16 protein-coding genes are annotated in these 18336 nt (G+C 72.3%); 3 read left to right on the forward strand and 13 right to left on the reverse strand.

Going from position 1 to position 18336, the window contains the following annotated elements; translation table 11 throughout:
• The first annotated feature begins 27 nt into the window (after positions 1-27).
• Positions 28-1758: a sodium/solute symporter gene (locus ACZ3X1_RS20790; RefSeq protein ID WP_467280585.1), complete on the forward strand. Its 1731-nt coding sequence runs from the start codon at positions 28-30 to the stop codon at positions 1756-1758.
• Entirely contained in the window at positions 1755-3002 is a 1248-nt protein-coding gene (locus tag ACZ3X1_RS20795; RefSeq protein WP_467280586.1) for a sensor histidine kinase, read from the forward strand. The genes ACZ3X1_RS20790 and ACZ3X1_RS20795 overlap by 4 nt, the downstream gene beginning before the upstream one ends.
• Positions 3003-3080: 78 nt before the next feature.
• Here the strand turns inward: ACZ3X1_RS20795 and ACZ3X1_RS20800 are convergent, their stop codons facing one another.
• Positions 3081-4544, reverse strand: coding sequence for a GuaB1 family IMP dehydrogenase-related protein (locus tag ACZ3X1_RS20800; RefSeq protein WP_356812773.1), 1464 nt, complete (start codon positions 4542-4544; stop codon positions 3081-3083).
• A 248-nt stretch (positions 4545-4792) separates the two neighbouring features.
• On the opposite strand from ACZ3X1_RS20800, the gene ACZ3X1_RS20805 reads away from it, so the two are divergent.
• Positions 4793-5158: a cupin domain-containing protein gene (locus ACZ3X1_RS20805; protein WP_362635783.1), complete on the forward strand. Its 366-nt coding sequence runs from the start codon at positions 4793-4795 to the stop codon at positions 5156-5158.
• On the opposite strand, the gene ACZ3X1_RS20810 is transcribed toward ACZ3X1_RS20805, so the two are convergent.
• The 12 genes from ACZ3X1_RS20810 to ACZ3X1_RS20865 all read right to left on the reverse strand — a co-directional run bounded on the left by ACZ3X1_RS20810 (position 5139) and on the right by ACZ3X1_RS20865 (position 18321).
• The gene (locus tag ACZ3X1_RS20810; RefSeq protein WP_467280587.1) at positions 5139-6317 is read right to left on the reverse strand and encodes an XdhC family protein; all 1179 of its coding nucleotides are present in this window, start codon (positions 6315-6317) and stop codon (positions 5139-5141) included. The two genes, ACZ3X1_RS20805 and ACZ3X1_RS20810, sit on opposite strands and share 20 nt — an antisense overlap.
• Complete coding sequence (locus tag ACZ3X1_RS20815) at positions 6317-7636, reverse strand: IS701 family transposase (RefSeq protein ID WP_467280588.1); 1320 nt, start codon at positions 7634-7636, stop codon at positions 6317-6319. Before ACZ3X1_RS20815 ends, ACZ3X1_RS20810 begins: the two co-directional genes overlap by 1 nt.
• Before the next feature lie 72 nt (positions 7637-7708).
• The gene (locus ACZ3X1_RS20820; RefSeq protein WP_467280589.1) at positions 7709-8353 is read right to left on the reverse strand and encodes a TMEM175 family protein; all 645 of its coding nucleotides are present in this window, start codon (positions 8351-8353) and stop codon (positions 7709-7711) included.
• 101 nt (positions 8354-8454) lie between these two features.
• Positions 8455-8796, reverse strand: coding sequence for a nuclear transport factor 2 family protein (locus ACZ3X1_RS20825; RefSeq protein WP_350996823.1), 342 nt, complete (start codon positions 8794-8796; stop codon positions 8455-8457).
• A 12-nt stretch (positions 8797-8808) separates the two neighbouring features.
• Complete coding sequence (locus tag ACZ3X1_RS20830) at positions 8809-10362, reverse strand: ATP-binding protein (protein ID WP_467280590.1); 1554 nt, start codon at positions 10360-10362, stop codon at positions 8809-8811.
• Complete coding sequence (locus ACZ3X1_RS20835) at positions 10359-11579, reverse strand: MFS transporter (RefSeq protein WP_467280591.1); 1221 nt, start codon at positions 11577-11579, stop codon at positions 10359-10361. The genes ACZ3X1_RS20830 and ACZ3X1_RS20835 overlap by 4 nt, the downstream gene beginning before the upstream one ends.
• Positions 11580-11670: 91 nt before the next feature.
• Positions 11671-12501 (reverse strand): FAD binding domain-containing protein, encoded by an 831-nt coding sequence (locus ACZ3X1_RS20840; protein WP_467280592.1) that lies wholly within the window; start codon positions 12499-12501, stop codon positions 11671-11673.
• Positions 12498-14903 (reverse strand): xanthine dehydrogenase family protein molybdopterin-binding subunit, encoded by a 2406-nt coding sequence (locus ACZ3X1_RS20845; protein WP_467280593.1) that lies wholly within the window; start codon positions 14901-14903, stop codon positions 12498-12500. The genes ACZ3X1_RS20840 and ACZ3X1_RS20845 overlap by 4 nt, the downstream gene beginning before the upstream one ends.
• Before the next feature lie 5 nt (positions 14904-14908).
• Complete coding sequence (locus tag ACZ3X1_RS20850) at positions 14909-15421, reverse strand: (2Fe-2S)-binding protein (protein ID WP_467280737.1); 513 nt, start codon at positions 15419-15421, stop codon at positions 14909-14911.
• A complete protein-coding gene (locus ACZ3X1_RS20855) occupies positions 15418-16032 on the reverse strand; it encodes an NADPH-dependent F420 reductase (protein WP_467280594.1) in 615 nt (204 codons plus the stop codon). Before ACZ3X1_RS20855 ends, ACZ3X1_RS20850 begins: the two co-directional genes overlap by 4 nt.
• Before the next feature lie 26 nt (positions 16033-16058).
• Positions 16059-17543 carry an aldehyde dehydrogenase family protein gene (locus tag ACZ3X1_RS20860; RefSeq protein ID WP_467280596.1) on the reverse strand — a complete coding sequence of 495 codons (1485 nt, stop codon included), beginning with the start codon at positions 17541-17543 and terminating at the stop codon, positions 16059-16061.
• A 37-nt stretch (positions 17544-17580) separates the two neighbouring features.
• Positions 17581-18321: a type 1 glutamine amidotransferase domain-containing protein gene (locus tag ACZ3X1_RS20865; protein WP_467280597.1), complete on the reverse strand. Its 741-nt coding sequence runs from the start codon at positions 18319-18321 to the stop codon at positions 17581-17583.
• Positions 18322-18336: the final 15 nt, after the last annotated feature.

The raw sequence follows: 18336 nt of genomic DNA on the forward strand, positions 1-18336 counted from the left end.
CCGCCCCCCGGCTGAAGGACCGCCCCGGTGAACCAGACGTACGCGCTGACCGCGGTCGCCGTCGTCGTCCTGGTCACGCTGCTGCTCGGCGCCCTGGGCCTGCGGATATCCCGGACCACCTCCGACTTCTACGTGGCCTCGCGCACGGTGGGGCCGCGGCTGAACGCGGCGGCCATCAGCGGGGAGTACCTCTCCGCGGCGTCCTTCCTCGGGGTGGCCGGGCTGGTGCTGCTCCAGGGGCCGGGGATGCTCTGGTACCCGGTGGGCTACACCGCCGGGTACGTGGTGCTGCTGGTGCTGGTGGCGGCTCCGCTGCGGCGTTCCGGCGCGTACACGCTGCCCGACTTCGCGGAGGCGCGGCTGGAGTCCCGGGCGGTGCGCCGGATCGCGGTGCTGTTCGTCGTCGGGGTCGGCTGGCTGTACCTGCTGCCGCAGTTGCAGGGGGCCGGGCTGACCCTGGAGATCCTCACCGGTGCTCCGCACTGGGTCGGCGGGCTGGTCGTCGCCTGTGTGGTGAGCGTCGCGGTGGCCGCCGGGGGGATGCGCAGCATCACCTTCGTGCAGGCCTTCCAGTACTGGCTCAAGCTCACGGCGCTGCTGGTCCCGGCGTTCTTCCTGATCGCCGCGTGGGCGGGGGACGGGGCGCCGCGGGCCACCTTCGACGCCCCGGCGGTCTTCCGGGAGCGTACGTCGGTGACGCTCGCGCAGGACGTGCGGCTGTCGGTGAAGGAGCCGCTCGCGGTGACGGTGACCGGGCAGGTCAACGGGCGCAGTCTCGTGTCGGAGCCGCTGGTGCTGGCCGCCGGTGAGCATTCCGTACGGGCCCGTGCGCGGCTGGAGTTCGCCCCGGACACGCCGGTGCCGGATGCCCGGGAGGAGCGGGGTGCGGGGGCGGGCACGTGGTCGGAGCCGCCGTCCGGGGAGCTGCGGGAGTACCGGCTGTACGCCACCTACGGGCTGATCCTGGCCACGTTCCTCGGGACGATGGGGCTGCCGCACGTCGCGGTGCGGTTCTACACCAGCCCCAACGGGCGGGCGGCGCGGCGGACGACGCTGGTGGTGCTGGGGCTGGTCGGCGTCTTCTACCTGCTGCCGCCGGTGTACGGGGCGCTGGGCCGGATCTACGCCCCCGAGCTGGCGCTGACGGGTGACGCGGACGCGGCGGTGCTGGTGCTGCCGGAGCGAATGCTGGGCGGGCTGCTGGGCGAGTTGCTGGGGGCGCTGCTGGCCGGGGGTGCCTTCGCGGCGTTCCTGTCGACGGCGTCGGGGCTGACCATGGCGGTGGCCGGGGTGCTGCACCAGGACGTGCTGCCGAGGGGCGGGGTGCGTAGTTTCCGCTCCGCGGCGCTGGTTGCGATCCTGGTGCCGCTGGGCGGGAGCGTGGCGGTCACGGAGGTGCCGGTGGCGGATGCGGTGGGGCTGGCGTTCGCCGTGTCGGCCTCGTCGTTCTGCCCGCTGCTGGTGCTGGGGATCTGGTGGCGCGGGCTGACCCCGCCGGGTGCGGTGGCCGGGCTGGTCACCGGCGGTGGCGCGGCGCTGGGGGCGGTGCTGGCGACGCGGGCCGGGCTGGCTCCGTCGGGCTGGACGCACACGATGCTGGCCTGGCCGGCGGCGTGGTCGGTGCCGCTGGGGTTCCTGACGATGGTGGTGGTGTCGCTGGCCACGCGGGCCCGGATCCCGGCGGGGACGGCGGCCACGCTGGCCCGGCTGCACCTGCCGGAGGTCGTGGCCGGGGACCGGGCGGGGGGCGGGCGGTGACCGGGGCGGGGCAGGCCCTGCCGGCCGTGCTGGCGGTGGTGGCTGCGGCCGTGATGCTGGGCCTCGGATGGGCGGCGGGACGCTGGCACGCGCGCCGCGGGGAACGTCTGGCGGGCCTGGACCTGGGGACCCCGGTGGAGCGGGCCACGTTCCACACGCTGCACACGGCTTCGCTGGCGGCTCCCCCGCTGCGAGCGGGGCTGACCGAGGACGCGGCCCGCAAGGCCGCCCGGCGGCTGCGGTCGCTGCTGGGGACGGAGGCGCTGTGCCTGACGGACCGGGAGGCGGTGCTGGCGTGGGACGGCCCCGGCGCCGACCACCATCAGCGGCGGGCGATGGCCCGGGTGGCGGTGATGCTGGAGTCGGAGCGCAGCCAGAGCGTGCGGACCGACTGCCAGCGGCCCGGCTGTCCGCTGAAGTGGGCGGTGTTCGCGCCGCTGACCGGCGAGGACGGGGTGCTGGGCGCGCTGGTGGCGTACGGGTCGCGGGAGTCGGCGGTGCTGGTGCGGGCGGCGACGGAGGTGGCGCGGTGGGTGTCGGTGCAGCTGGAGCTGTCGGAGCTGGACCGTTCGCGGACCCGGCTGATGGAGGCGGAGATCAAGGCGCTGCGGGCGCAGATCTCCCCGCACTTCATCTTCAACTCGCTGGCCGCGATCGCCTCGTTCGTGCGGACCGATCCGGAGCGGGCGCGGGAACTGCTGCTGGAGTTCGCGGACTTCACGCGGTACTCCTTCCGGCGGCACGGGGACTTCACCACGCTCGCCGAGGAGTTGCGTTCCATCCAGCAGTACCTGGCGCTGGCCGGGGCCCGGTTCGGTGACCGGCTGAAGGTGACGTTGCAGGTGGCGCCGGAGGTGCTGCCGGTGGCGCTGCCGTTCCTGTGTCTGCAGCCGCTGGTGGAGAACGCCGTCAAGCACGGGCTGGAGGACTCCACCGAGGAGTGCCGGATCACGATCACGGCGCAGGACGCGGGCCCGGACGCGGTGATCACCGTCGAGGACAACGGGGTCGGGATGGATCCGGCCCTGCTGCGCCGGATCCTGGCCGGGGAGCGCGGGGCCTCCTCGTCGGGGGTGGGGCTGCCCAATGTCGACGAGCGGATCCGGCAGGTGTACGGGGACGCGTACGGCCCGGTGATGGAGACGGGGGTGGGCGCCGGCATGAAGGTGACCGTGCGGATCCCCAAGTACCGGGCGGGCGTGCACAGTTCGCCGTCGGGGCCGGTGGCGCCGCCCCGGACGTGAACGCCCGTGGCCCCCGGTCCGTCCGTGTGGACGGGCCGGGGGCCACGGGCCGCCCGGGACCGGGTCCCGGGCGGGAGGCTAGCTCCAGCTGGCGTGCAGCGGCTTGCCCTCGGCGTAGCCGGCGGCGGACTGGATGCCGACCACGGCCTTCTCCTCGAACTCCGCGAGGGAGCCGGCACCGGCGTAGGTGCAGGAGGAGCGGACGCCCGCGATGATGGAGTCGATCAGGTCCTCGACGCCCGGGCGGGCCGGGTCGAGGAACATGCGCGAGGTGGAGATGCCCTCCTCGAAGAGGCCCTTGCGGGCCCGGTCGTACGCCGACTCCTCGCTCGTGCGGTTCTGCACCGCGCGGGCGGAGGCCATGCCGAAGGACTCCTTGTAGAGGCGGCCCTCGGCGGACTGCTGGAGGTCGCCGGGGGACTCGTACGTACCGGCGAACCAGGAGCCGATCATGACGTTGGAGGCGCCGGCGGCCAGCGCCATCGCCACGTCGCGCGGGTGACGGACGCCGCCGTCGGCCCAGACGTGCTTGCCGTACTTCTTGGCCTCGGCCGCGCACTCCAGGACCGCGGAGAACTGCGGGCGGCCGACGCCGGTCATCATGCGGGTGGTGCACATGGCGCCGGGGCCCACGCCGACCTTGATGATGTCCGCGCCGGCGTCGACGAGGTCCTTGACGCCGTGGGCGGCGACGATGTTGCCGGCCACGATCGGGACCTGCGGGTCCAGGGCGCGGACGGCCTTGATCGCGTTGATCATCGACTCCTGGTGGCCGTGCGCCGTGTCGATGACGAGCGTGTCGACGCCCGCGTCGAGCAGCTGCTTGGCCTTGGCCACGAAGTCGCCGTTGATGCCGACGGCGGCCGCGATGCGCAGCTTGCCGTTCGCGTCGGTGGCAGGGGTGTAGAGGGTCGCGCGCAGGGCGCCCTTACGGGTGAGGATGCCGACGAGCTTGCCGTCCTTGTCGACGGCCGGGGCCAGCTTGCGGTGGCCGGCGTCGAGCTTGTTGAAGGCCTCGCGGGGGTCGATGTCGGCGTCGATGAGCAGCAGCTCCTTCGACATGACCTCGGAGAGCTGGGTGAAGCGGTCGACGCCGCTCAGGTCGTGCTCGGTGACGACGCCGACCGGGCGGCCCTCGGCGTCGACGACGACGCCGGCGCCGTGGGCGCGCTTGGGCAGCAGGGACAGTGCGTCGGCGACGGTCTGGGTGGGCGCCAGCGTGATCGGGGTGTCGAGCACGAGGTGGCGGGTCTTCACCCAGGAGATGACGTCGGTGACGACCTCGATGGGGATGTCCTGGGGGATGACCACGATGCCGCCGCGGCGGGCGACGGTCTCGGCCATCCGGCGGCCGGCGATCGCGGTCATGTTCGCCACGACCAGGGGAATGGTGGTGCCGGTCCCGTCGGGCGAGGAGAGGTCGACGCCCTGGCGGGAACCGACCGCGGAGCGGCTCGGCACCATGAACACATCGTCGTACGTCAGGTCGTACGGCGGCTTCAGGTCATTGAGGAAACGCACGTGCTGAACATCCCAGTCAATCGGAGGTGCCTCGACAGGGTGCAGCCGAGGAAACGCACGTACTTCATTCTCCCACGACCTGCGGTTCATGCCGTCCGGGCCGAACGTCCAAGGCGGTCCGGTTCGGGTGGTGGTTTCCTACGGGACCTCGGGGTCCCGCAGGGGTGCGGAAGGGCCCCTGCCCCGAGGGGCAGGATGCACCGGCCCGGGTGACAGTGGAAGGGGCGGACGGGTCCCGGGTGTCCGGGCTGAGCAGCGGTGGAGGATCCATGGCGGCAACGACGCGGGACGAGGCACCCGTCGCGGTGGAGGGCGGCGGGCTGGAGGTGCGGGTGCAGGAGATCGGCGGCGACCTCAGCGTCGGGTTCTTCCGGCTCCCGCAGGGCACCGATTTCACGGAGGCGCTCAAGGGGCTCCCGGGAGACATGTGCCCGTGTCCGCACTGGGGCTATCTCCTCAAGGGCCGGCTGCTGATGCGGACCGGGGACGGCGAGCAGGTGTACGAGGAGGGGCAGGCCTTCTACTGGGGTCCGGGGCACATCCCCGTGGCGCTCGCCGACACGGAGTACGTCGACTTCTCCCCGACCGCCGAGTTCCACCGCGTCGTTGAGCACGTCAGGGGCGGAGCCGGCTGAGGGCCGCCGCGGCGGCGGGGCGGGTGGCGGGTGCGGGGCGGCGGTGGACGGGGGCGGCGCCGCCGGTGAGGGGGAGCGCCGAGCCGCCGTGCCGGAAGGCCGTGAACTCGGCGGCGATGGCCAGGGCGGTCTCCTCGGGGGTGGCGCCGCCGAGGTCGAGGCCGATGGGTGAGCGCAGGCGGGCCAGGGCGGCGTCCGTCACCCCTTCCCCGCGCAGCCGTCTCTCGCGCTCGGCGTGGGTGCGGCGTGATCCCATGGCGCCCACGTAGCCCAGTGGCAGCCGCAGGGCCAGCTCCAGCAGGGGTACGTCGAACTTCGCGTCGTGGGTGAGTACGCAGACGGCGGTACGGGGGTCCAGCCTGCCCGCCTCCCACTGCGCGGCCAGGTGCCGGTGCGGCCAGTCGACGACCACCTCGTCGGCGTCGGGGAAGCGCGCCGGGGTCGCGAAGACGGGCCGGGCGTCGCACACGGTGACCCGGTGGCCCAGGAAGGCGCCGATCCGGGCGAGGGCGGCAGCGAAGTCGATCGCCCCGTAGACGATCAGCCGGGGCGGTTCGGCGGCGGACTCGACGAGCAGTGTGAGGGGCTCCCCGCACAGTCCGCCCGCAGTGCCGAGCTCGGCGGTGCCGGTGCGACCGGCCAGCAGCAGGGCGCGGGCCCGGCCGGCGGCGGCCCGGTCGAGGGCGGGGCCGCCGGCGAGCCCGCCCTCGTAGGAGCCGTCGGCGTGGACGGCGATGGCCCGGCCGAGCTGGCGCGGCGGGCCGGAGACCACGCGGGCGAGCGCGGCCCGGTGCCCGTCGGCGGCGGCGTCGAGGACCGAGCCGAGGACGGGCCGGACCGGGTCGCGGCCGCGTACCGGGGTGACCAGGACGTCGAGGACGCCGCCGCAGGTCAGGCCGACGGCGAAGGCGTCGTCGTCGCTGTAGCCGAAGCGGTGCAGGCCGCCGCGGCCGGAGACGATCGCGTCGAGGCAGAGCTCGTGGACGGTGGACTCCACGCAGCCTCCGGAGATGGAGCCGAGCGCGGTGCCCCGGTCGTCGACGGCGAGGGAGGCGCCGGGGCCGCGGGGTGCGCTGCCGCTGACGGCGACCACGGTGGCCAGGGCGAATTCCCGGCGCCCGGCGCACCACGCGCGTAGCTCTTCGGCGATGTCGAGCATCAGCGGATGTATTCGCGGCGGGGGGCCTGTCCGGGCAGGTGGGGGTGCGGCGGCAGCACGGCCGGGGTGGCCGGGCGGGCTGCGGCGGGGCCGGGCAGGGCGGTGGCCGGCCGGGGGAGGGCGGCGGGGCGGGCGGGGCCCGGGTAGCGGTCGTGGGCGTGCGGGCGTGTGCCGAGGAGTTGTGCGGCGTGGGCGACGCTCGCCAGGGTGGCGTGGTGGTGCCAGCCGCGGAAGGAGCGGCCCTCGAAGTCGCGGATGCCGACCGGTTCGCAGGTCTCGGTGAAGTCCAGGGAGACGCGGTCGGTGAGTTTGGCGAGCAGGAAGAGCTGGGCGAGCGGCCGGTCCCCGATGTTGGTGATCCAGAACTCGGAGGGCAGCAGAGCCGCTTCGGTCCACGCTCCGACCAGCAGCAGCGGGGTGGGCGCGGCGGGCGCGGGGCGGTCCTCGCAGGGGGTGGCGAAGACGGGGGCCGAGGTCAGCAGGGTCACCGCCCCTTCGGCCCGGCCGTGCCGGGTCCATTCGACGACGCGGCGCTGGGAGCGCAGGGAGTCGATGAGTTCGCGTGCGGGGGCGGTGTGCGGGCCGGGTTTGTGGCGGCCCGCACCGCCGAAGGAGACGGGCAGCGAGCCGTCGACCTTGAAGACGAAGGGGATGTCCTGGAGGGCGAACGAGTCGATGCTCTGCGGCAGGTCACAGTTGGCGACCTCCATCACCACGGGCCGGCGCTGGAGTTGCCAGGTGGCGGCCATCCGCTGGACGGCGTGTACGGCGTCCTGGGCGGGGGTGAGGGAGCGGGCGGTGTCGGGGATGCCGGCCCGTCGGCGGCGCAGGAGTTCACTGGTCCAGGGTCCGGGAAGGGTGAGAGTCCACTCGACCGGGAAGCTGGCCTCGCTGGAGGCGAGCCAGATCCCGCTGGCCTGCTGGCAGTTGGCGGTGCGGCCGAGCTGTGGGACGAACTGCCGGCCCACGCCGACCGAGCGGTCGCCGGCCTTCTCGATGACCATGGGCTGGAGCACCCAGGCCAGGGGGCGCTGTGCGGTGCGTTCGAGGTGCTGGGCGAGGGAGCGCCGTACGGGCGTCCAGTCCCAGGGGGACTTGCTGATGAACTGCTGCAGGCTCTGCTCGACGGAACTCGCTCCGGTTCCGGCGATGTTACGGATTGTTTTCTTCCCGTTGGTCCGCACGAGGCCGTTCAGATAAACTCGGGCCCAGTTTCGCTGGTCCCGCCGGGGTAAGGACTCAAAGAGAAGAGAGATCATGACATCGATCAATTCGGAGACTTCCTTGACGGAATCCTCCGGCAGCACTGCGCGAGCCATCTGGGCCTCCCCCGCGACCAGCTAGATCCAATACCCTACTTGACCGCGGAGAACGGCCGTAGGCCCCTGCGGCTACTTCCTGAGGTCGCTGGCAGATTCGAGCCGCTCTTCCTCTACCACGAGGGGGATGGGGATCTGGTTCGCCGCATAGTAGATCGCGATCAGGAAGTGTGCGACAAGCGTGAGCGGTGCGGAGAAGAAGGCCAGGAGGACCGTGCAGGGGTAGGCGATGGCACCGAGGCCGAAACGCACCCTGGTGGCCCGTGCGCCGTCCTTGTCCACCTGTTCGTGGAAGAGGTGCCCGACCCGGGTGACGTACCACCAGAAGAGCAGGAACGCCAAGGCGTAGGCCACGGTGACGAGGCTGTAGAGGACGGCGGCCGGGGTGGCGGAGCCGCCTTCGGTGAGGTGCTCGGCGAGCACGTTGGTCGTGTACGGGATCACCGAGACCACCATCAGCACCATCAGGTTCAGGAACAACAGTGGACGGTCGACCCGCTTGAGGTGACTGAAGATGGTGTGGTGGTTCACCCACATCACGCCGATGATGAGGAAGCTCACCACATAGGCGGCGTAATGCGGCCATTGTTCACGGACTCCATGCCAGAAGGCCGAGCCGGTTTCTTCCGGAACCTTTAGTTCCAGGACGAGGATCGTAATGATGATGGCGAATACGCCGTCACTGAATGCCTCGACCCGCCCGGTTTCATTTTCCATGACCTCCCCTTTACCGTTTCCTGCACGCGCGGCGAGGGCCGCACATACGGGGAGGGCGTGTTCACCCGCCCTCCCCGCACACGCTACCCAGATTTCCGGTCTCAGCCGCCGAAGCCGGCTGTCTGGCGCCAGATTCGGCCATCGCGGACCACAAGTGTCCCGAACGCGTGCTCCGGTTCACCGTTCAGGTTCATGATCGCCCGATAGAAGATGGTGTCCTCGGTCTCGATGTACTCCTGCAGTTCCACGAGCGTCGGCTTCACCGTGAGATAGCCGGTGAACGTCTCGCGCACCGCTTCGATGCCCTCCGAGACCCCCTCGAAGCGCAGCAGTACGGCGTCGTCGGTGTAGTTCTTCATCACCGCCTCGATGTCCAGGGCGGCCAGGGCCTCCATCTGGCGGACGAACACGGGGTGCAGCTTGGAGATGTCGTACTTGGCCATGTCGACTCCGTTTCAACGGGGAGAGGTGCCCGGGGCGGGTGCGGCTCCATGGGCGGTATCGGGTGTTTGCGCAGGTGCGGCGCAGGACTGGGCACTGCCGGCGAAGGGCAGCCGTACGACCATCCGGGTCTCGCCGGGCCGCGAGCGGGCGGTGAGCGACCCGTGGTGCCGCTGGGTCACGATGCGGTAGCTGAGGTGCAGCCCCAGGCCCGTGCCCTTGCCCACGTCCTTGGTCGTGTAGAAGGGTTCGAAAATCCGCGGCAGGACGTCCGCAGGGATGCCGCGGCCGGTGTCGGCGACCTCCACGACCATGCAGACGCCCTCGGACCGGGCACTCAGCGTCAGCACGCCGGCGCCCTCCATGGCCTCGACGGCGTTGTCGACGAGGTTGGTCCACACCTGGTTCAACTCGCCCGGATAGCCCGCCAGTTCGGGCAGATCCGGCTCGTACGCACGGACGATGCTGATGCCGTCGAGCTTGGCACGCAGCACGACCAGCGTGTTCTCCAGGCCCTCGGTCACCGCGAAGCGCTGCTCGGGCGCCCGGTCGAGATTGGCGTAATCCCGGGTGGCGGAGACGAGTTGGGAGATCCTGGGACCCGCGGCCCGCAGCTCGGCGGCGAGTGAGCGGACCTCCAGCAGCGCCGCCAGGTGGTCGAGCGCGCGGGCGAGGGACTCCTTGCCGACGCCCTCCGTCCGCCGCAGCAGCCAGTCCAGCTCCAGTCCGAGGTCGGAGACGCCCGAGCCGAGCAGGCCGGACCGTTCGGCGCCGACCCCTTCGGCCCAGTCGGCGATCTCCTCCTCGGCGTCGGCCTGGGCCAGCGGGTCGGTGGTGACCGGCGGCGGCAGCGTGTCCAGTTCGGCGGCGAGCCGGTCAAGGACCGAGCGCTCGTCGGGGGTGGCGGCCGCGCCCCACTCCTGGGCGGTCCGGGTGAGCCGGTCCAGGGCGGGAGCCAGTTCCTGCGCGGCCCGGGCGACGGCGGCCGCCGGGTTGTTCAGCTCGTGCGCGAGCCCGGCGGCGAGGGTCCCGAGCGCCTCCACGGTGGCCCGTTTACGGGCCTGCACCTCGGAGGACTTGATGCGCCAGGCCAGTACGGGGATCAGCACGGCGGCCACCCCGTGGCAGCGGGTGAGCATCTCGAAGAAGACCGCCTTGGGGTACGCCACGACCGTGGTCGCGGGCCCGCTCGCGGCGGCCGTCGCCACGTAGGCGCCGTCCGTCAGCAGCGGCAGTTCGCCGGTGAACCGGTGGGCGGCCGGGGGCTTGCCGTCGTGGTCCTCGGCGGCGGCGCTCTCCTCCTCGGTGGAGTGCCGGGTGAGGACCTCCTCCCGGCCGTCGACGACCTTGGTGACGACGAGCCCGCCCGAGAGCAGGACGTGGAAGCCGGTGGCCTCCTCGCCGTCGCGGAAGAGGACCTCCCCGTCGGAGAGGACCTGCGGTCGGGAGACCGAGACCAGCCAGTCCAACTGTTCCTCGGTGATCCCCGCGAAGACCTCCAGCCCGCGCAGGGCGGACCGCAGTTCCGGGGCGGTCGTGCCCGGGATGGGAATGCCCGGTGTGGTCACGCGGTGCTCCCCTCGGCCCTGGTACGGGCGGCGAGCCGCAGGGTGGCCAGCAGGGCCACCGCGCACACCGCGGCGACGGCGGCCATGAAGCCGACCGAGGTGCGGTGCAGGCCGTGGATGTTGGTCAGCATCCCTGCGAGTACGGCCGGCACGCTCATCGCGAGGTACGCGAAGACGTATGCGGCGGCGGTCAGTTCACCCCGGTGGGCCGGTTCGGCGAGCCCGCTCAGCGCCCGGAAGGCGCCGAGGAAGGCGGCTCCCCAGCCGCTGCCGAGAACGGCCGTGGCCGCCAGGAACACGGTGGCCGAGCCGAGGCCCAGTGCGATCAGCACCAGGGCGAGTCCGGCGAGCAGGCCCAGCAGCCCGAGCACGGCGGTGCGCAGCGCCCCGGTGCGGCCCAGCATGAGCTGGGCGACGGTGGCGGCGCCGGCGAGCAGTGCGACCGTGGCCCCGCCGACGAGGTAGTTGGTGGACTGCAGCAGGGACAGGGCCAGGTGCGGGCCGAGGGAGAGGTAGAACCCGCCCACGGACCAGACGGCCACGATGGTCAGGCCGAGGACGGCGAAGCGGCCCCGGGCGCCCTGCGGGACGTGGATCCGGTGCGGGACCACCCGCAGCCGGCCGCCGGCGCCGGGAGCGCTCTCCGGCATGCGGACGACGCCCACCAGGGTGACGGCGAAGGCCCCGATGAGCAGCAGGTAGCTGAGGACGGTCGGTGCGGGCGCGTACTGGACGAGCAGTCCGGCCCCGATCCCGCCGAGCCCGATGCCCACGGTCGGGCCGGCGCTGTTGACCTGGGCGCCGAGTGCAGGCCGTGCGGCGGGGCCGAGTTCCAGCAGGGCCGCGCCCATCGCGCCGGTGGCGAGGCCCACGGCGAGCCCCTGCACGGCTCGGGCGGCGAGGAGCAGTCCGAGCCCCTGGGCTCCGGCGAAGAGGGCCATCGAGACGATCGCCAGGACCAGTCCGGCGCCCAGGACCGGGCGCCGGCCCAGGGTGTCGGAGAGGGAGCCGAAGAGCAGGAGCCCGGCCAGCACGGTGACGGCGTACAGGGCGAAGACCACCGTGATCGTGCCGGAGGACAGCCCCCACTTCTGCTGGTAGAGCACGTAGAGGGCGGAGGGCACGGAGGAGGAGAGCATCAGCAGCACGAGGACGGCGCCCACCACCCAGAAGCCGGAGCCTCTGGGCGCACTGGCCGCGTGGGCGGCTGGCTGCACGGTTACTCCCGTGGTCGTTCTGGACGGTTCGGCCACTGCTTCACTCAACTCCCCCGTGGTGGACCACTGGTCGGGCCCCGTGGTCGGACGGTCAGGCGAGGGCCCGCTCGGCCCTCTGCAGTGCTCGGGCGGTGAGGACCCCCGCGAGGTGCCCGAGGTATTCGGCCGAGGTGCCGCGCCCGGGGACGAACAGCTGGCGGGGTTCGGCGCGGAAGGCGGCGAGTACGGCTTCCGTGGCGTACGGGCCTGCGCCCAGCCGGTCCTCGACCCCGCGCAGGCGCAGGGGCCGGGGGGTGGCCCCGGTGACGGCGATGCGCGGCCCGTCGGGGGTGATCCGTACGGCGGTGGCGCAGACCGGGTAGCGGGTGGCGCGGTCGGCGGACTTCTGGAAGGCGGCGGCCGGGCCGGCGGCGGGCACCAGGAGGGCGGTGAGGACCTCGCCGGCGGGCGCGTTGCCGGCGGCGAACTCCTCGGCCGGGAGGGTGGTGCGCCCGCCCGGGCCGGCCAGTTCGACGAGGGCGTCGGCGGTGATGGCGGCGACCGGCAGGTCGGTGGGCTGCCCGGCGGCGGCCAGGTTGCCGCCGACGGTGCCGAGGTTGCGGACCTGCGGGTCGCCGTTGGAGCGGGCCGCAGCGGCAAGTTCCGGTGCCTCGGCGAGCACCAGCGGGTCGGCGGCGAGGTCGGCGAGCGTGGTGAGGGCCCCGATGCGCAAGCGCCGGCCGTCCGAGGTGCGGGTGGTGCCGCGCAGCTCGGCGAGCTGCCGGATGTCGACGAGCAGCCGGGCGCTGTCGGCTCCGGTGCGCAGGTCGGGCAGCAGGCTCTGGCCGCCGGCGAGCACCCGGGCGCCGCGGCTTCCGGACAGCAGGGCCAGGGCCTCGTCGAGGCCGGTGGGGCGTGCGTAGTCGAACTCGGTGAGGATCACTGGGCTTCCCCTCTCAGGCGGCGCCAGACCTTCTCGGGGGTGAGCGGCATGTCGATGTGCCGGACGCCCAGGTCGGAAAGGGCGTCGACGACGGCGTTGACGACGGCGGCGGCGGGCGGGACGGTGGCGATCTCGCCCGCTCCCTTGGCTCCGAGCGGGTTGTGCGGGCTGGGCGTGACGGTCTTGTCGAGGGCGAAGAACGGCACGTCGGCGGCGCGCGGCAGGGCGTAGTGGCCGAGGTCGGCGCTGATGAGCCGGCCGTTCTCGTCGTATTCGGCGGCTTCCATGAGGGCCTGGCCGAGGCCGTGCACGATGCTGCCTTCGATCTGCCCCTGGACGATTTTCGGGTTGCCTATGTTTCCGGCGTCGTCGACGGCGGTGTAGGCCACCACCTCGGTCTCGCCGGTCAGTTCGTCGATCTCGACAACGGCGACGTGCGTGCCGAAGGGGTAGTTGAAGTCCGGCGGGTCGAAGTGGGTGGTCTCGTCGAGGGCGGGCTCGATCTCCGGGGGCAGCCCCCAGCCGTACCACATGGCCATGGCCAGTTCGGCGAGGGTCTTGGCGTTCTCCGGATTGCCGATCTCGTGGACCCCGCCGTTCTCGTAGACGACCCTGTCCTCGGGCACGCCCAGGAAGACGGCGCCGGCCCGGACCAGTTTGGCCTTGAGCTTGCGGGCGGTGAGGGCCACGGCGGGTGCCGCCATGCTGTAGGAGCGGGAGCCGTAGGTGCCCTGCCCGTACGGGGCCTTCTGCGTGTCGCCCTCGTGGACCTGGACGGTCTCGGGGTCGATGCCGAGTTCGTCGGCGGCGACCTGCGCGAAGACCGTTCCGTGGCTCTGCCCGGTGGAGGCGGAGCCGACGGTGACGGTGACCTCGCCGGTGGGGTGGACGCGGATGTTCGCGCTCTCCCAGGTCCCGCCGAGCATGCCCTCCTGCGACATCCGGGTGGAGGGGCCGACGCCGCAGATCGCGACGTAGGTGGCGATGCCGACGCCGAGGCGCTTGCCGCGGGTGCGGGCCTCGGCCTTGCGGGCGGGCATGCCGGCGTAGCCGGCCAGCTCGATGGCCTTGTCGAAGTTCAGCTGGTAGTCCCCGGAGTCGTAGGTCCAGCCGAGACCGTTGTCGTACGGGAACTTCTCCTTCGGCACCAGGTTCCTGCGCCGCACCGCCGCCGGGTCCATGCCGATCTCGGAGGCGTACCGGTCGACGAGCCGCTCCATGAGGAAGGCGGCCTCGGCGCGTCCGCTGCCCCGCTGCGCGCCGAGGGAGACGGTGTTGGTGAAGGCGGCGTACACCTCGCAGAAGGCGGCGTCGATGTCGTACATGCCGCTGATGGAGCGGCCCATCAGGGCGGTGGCGACTCCGGGGCCGATCGTCGAGGGGTAGGCGCCGAGGTTGGCGTGGCTGGTGCAGCGCACGGCGGTGATGCGGCCGTCTCGGGTGCCGGCGAGGGTGACGTGCTGGCGGTGGTCGCGGCCCTGGACGGTGGAGTTCATCAGCCCGGTGCGGGTGTCCACCCATTTCACGGGCCGGCCGAGCGCCTTGGAGAGCAGCAGCACCAGGGGCATGTCGGGGTACAGGTAGCCCTTGGTGCCGAAGCTGCCGCCGACGGTCGGGGCGATCACCCGGAGCTTGTTGAAGGGGATGCCGAGGACCAGTGCGGCGAGCAGGAAGCGGTGGTTGTGCGGGCCCTGGGTGGAGGCGTAGAGGGTGTACTCGCCGGTGGCCGGGTCGTAGTCGCCGATCGCGCCGCGCGGCTCGATGGGGCTGTTGATGGTGCGCTGGTTGACCAGGTCGAGCTCGACGGTGACCTCGGCGGTGGCGATGGCCGCGTCGGTGCGGTCCTTGTCGCCGCAGGTCCAGTACGCGTTGAGGTTGCCCGGGACGGCCTCGTGGAGCTGGGGCGCGCCGTCGGCGAGGGCCTCGTCGGCGCGGGTGACGACGGGCAGCGGCTCGTACTCGACGGAGATGGCGGCCAGCGCCGCGGCGGCCTGCCGCGGGGTCTCGGCGACGACCACGGCGATGGGGTCGCCGACGTGGCGGACGGTGTCGCCGGTCAGGACCGGGCGGGCGCCGGGCAGTCCGTAGGGGTGCGGCGGGAAGTGGCTCTCGACCCCGCCGGGGATCCAGATGCAGGGCAGCGGCATGACGTCGGTGAAGTCGGCCGCGGTGGCCACCTTCAGCACCCCGGGCAGTTGCTCGGCCGCCTCGGTCTCGATGGACAGGATCCTCGCGTGGGCCACCGGGCTTCCCAGGATGGCCATGTGCGCGGTGCCCGGCAGGTCGATGTCCGCCACGTACGTGGCCTCGCCGCGCAGGAGCTGCGGGTCCTCGCGGCTGTCCAGCGGCTGCCCGAGCACGCCGCCCCGGTCGGCCGGGGGCTCCCCCGTCACTGTGGTCATGTCCCTCACACCTCCGGTGCGGCTGCGGTGGATGCGGCGGAGCCGGCGGTCACCTCGTCGCGGGTGGCGGCGCAGGCGCGCTGCACTCCCCGTACGACGCTGTGGTAGCCGGTGCAGCGGCACAGGTTGCCGGTGAGCCACTCGCGAATCTCGGGCTCGGTGGGGGCCGGGCCGCCGGCGGTGGCTTCGACGAGCTCGCCGAGGGCCATGACCATGCCCGGGGTGCAGAAGCCGCACTGTGTGCCGTGCTCCTGGCGCAGGGCCTCCTGGAGGCCGGACAGTTCCCCGCCCCGGGTGGTGACGCCCTCGATGGTGGCCACCTCGGCGCCGGCCGCGGAGGCGGTGAGGACCAGGCAGCTCTTGACGGACCGGCCGTCGAGGCGGACCACGCAGGTGCCGCACTGGCCGGTGTCGCAGCCGACCTTGGTGCCGGTCAGGCCGAGGCCGTCGCGGAGCCGTTCGACGAGCAGTTCGTTCGGCTGCGCCGAGAACTGCTCGGGTCTTCCGTTCACATTCAGTGTGATATCCATGCCAGCGCCTGCGCTTCCGTGAGCGGCCGGTTGAAGAGGGGCCCGCCGGGTTGCTGGAGAATTCCCCCGGAGTGCAGCGGGCCGGTGTCGACGGGGGCGAATCCGAGATCCGTGATGATTCCCGCGACGATTTTCTTCGCTTTCACGTCGTCGCCCGCGGTGAAATGTGCCAGGCGCTCTCCGGATGCGGTTCCGGCGACGGCGAGGGTTTCGAAATGCATGGTGTTCAGTGATTTCACGACGTGGGCGTCCGGATACCACTCGGCGACCAGGTCGCTGGAGCCGCGCCCGCCGAGGTCGGCGGGCGCGCCGGGGCCGCCGAACGCGTTCGTCGCGTCCACCAGCACCTTGTCCTGCGCGGCGTGCGGCGGGAGCAGTCCGCGGACGCGCTCGAAGGGCACCATCAGCACCAGGAGTTCGGCCTGGGCGGCGGCCTCGGAGGGGTGCGCCGCCGAGGCCGCCGGTCCCAGCTCGGCCACGAGCGGGCCGAGGGTCTGCGGGCCCCGGGCGTTGGCGAGGACCACCTGGTGGCCCGCCGCCACGAGGATCCTCGCGAGGACCGTGCCGATGCGCCCGGTGCCGATGATGCCTGTACGCATTGACGCTCCTCGGAAAGGGGGGTGTCTCAGTCCATGCCGATCCAGACCGACTTGGTCTGGGTGTAGCTCTCCAGGGATTCGGGCCCGCATTCGCGGCCGAATCCGGAGGCCTTGTAGCCGCCGTAGGGCACCGAGGGGTCGTACTGGTTGTAGCAGTTGACCCAGACCGTGCCCGCCTTGATCTGCGAGGCGACGCGGTGTGCGCGGCGCAGGTCCTTGGTGTGGACCCCCGCGGCGAGGCCGTACGCGCTGTCGTTGGCGATGCGCACGGCGTCCTCCTCGGTGTCGAAGGGAATGATCGACAGGACCGGGCCGAAGATCTCCTCCTGGGCGATGCGCATCCCGTTGTCGACGCCGGTGAACACGGTCGGGAGGAAGTACAGGCCTTCGGCGGAGGCTCCCTCGGGGGTCCACCCGGTGCCGCCCGTCCGCAGGACCGCGCCCTCCTTCTCGCCGACCTCGATGTAGGAGCTGACCTTGTCGAACTGGGCGCGGTGGGCCAGGGGCCCGAAGAGGGTGGCCGGGTCGCGCGGGTCGCCGGGCCTGAGGGCGGCGGCCCGGCGCACGAGGCGTTCCACCAGCTCGTCGTGGACGGGGCGCTGGAGGAGCAGCCGGGATCCGGCCGTGCAGATCTCGCCCTTGTTGTAGTAGATGCCGAAGAAGGCGAGTTCCTCGGCGGCGTCGAGGTCGGCGTCGGCGAAGACGATGTTGGCGGACTTGCCGCCGAGTTCCATCGTCACCTTCTTCAGGGTGCCGGCCGCCTTGCGGATGATCGACTGGCCGACCACGGTGGAACCGGTGAAGGCGATCTTGTCGATGTCGGGGTGGCCGGTGAGCGTCTCGCCCAGCTCCACGCCGGGGCCGGTGACCACGTTCAGCACCCCGTCGGGGATCTCCGCCTCCTGGAACAGCTCGGCGATCTTCAGCGCGGTGAGCGGGGTGGCCGGGGAGGGCTTGTGGACGACGGTGTTGCCCGCCGCCAGGGCCGGTGCGATCTTCGTCATCGACAGCAGCAGCGGGAAGTTGAACGGGGTGATCGCGCAGACCACGCCCAGCGGTTCGCGCAGGGTGTAGGCGAGCTGGCCGCCGGCCGGGGCGCGCGAGGAGCCGTCGACGCGGGTCACGGCCCCGGCGTAGTAGTGCATGAGCTGGGCGGCCATGGGGGCGTCGACCGTGCTGGAGAAGGCGAACGGCTTGCCCATGTCCACGGTCTCCAGCAGGGCGATCTCCTCCAGGTCGCGCTCGATCAGCTCACCGACCCGGTTCAGCCGCAGCGCCCGCTCCTGGGCGGACAGCCTGCTCCACGGCCCTTCCTCGTACGCCGTGCGGGCGGCGGCGACGGCCGCGTCCGCGTCGGCCGCGGCGGCCTGGGCGACCGGCACGATCTCCTGTCCGTCCACGGGGCTGATGTCCGGCTCGGTACGGCCGTCCCGGGCCGGGACCCATTTGCCGCCGATGAACAGTTTCCCAGGGTTGGCGAGGGGCGGGCCGCTCAGCTCACGCTTGGTCATGGCTGCCTTCCGGTGTCGGATGCGGGGCGGGCGGGGGTCAGCCCTTCGCGAGCTGGCCCAAGAACGTCTCCGCGAGGGCCTTGGAGGAATAGGGGTTCTGGCCGGTCGTCAGCCTGCGGTCGACGACCACGTGTGAGTCCCAGATCGCGGCGGCCTTCTCGTAGCGGGCGCCGAGCCGGGTGAGCTCGACTTCGAGGATCAGCGGGAGCCGGCCGGCCATGTTGGTGACCAGTTCCTCGTCGTGCGAGAAGGCCGTCATCCGGTAGCCCTCGAAGGGCCAGCGGCCTTCGCCGTCGCGCAGCGCGAGCAGTGAGGTGTGGCCGTGGCAGACCGTGGCGAGGGGCTTGTCCTGGGCGATGACCCAGCGCAGGACCTGGGCGAGTTCGTCGGACTTGGGCAGGTCGCCGATCGCGCCGTGGCCGCCGCTGACGTAGACGCCGTCGTAGTCGGCGACGTCCTTCTCGGTGAGGGACTCCAGGGCCAGGGGAGCCCTCAGCTGGGGGGTGTTCTCGATGACGTGGACGTACTCGGCCGCGTTGGCCGCGTCCTCGTCGGGTGAACCCTGGGGCCGGACCCACTGGAGGAACTGGGGGTCGATGCTCGTCAGGTCGACCGTGGGCGGGCGGCCCGCGATCGTCGCCACGTCCACGTCGTGGCCGGCGGCCTTGAAGAGCGAAAAGGGAACGACGAATTCCTCCGCCCAGAATCCCGACGGATGCTGTTCGCCGTCCAGCAGGTGCAGGGTCGCCTTGGCGGTCATGACGACGAGAATCTTCATGATTCTCTCCTTGTT

This window comes from Streptomyces sp. NPDC023541, assembly GCF_055559995.1.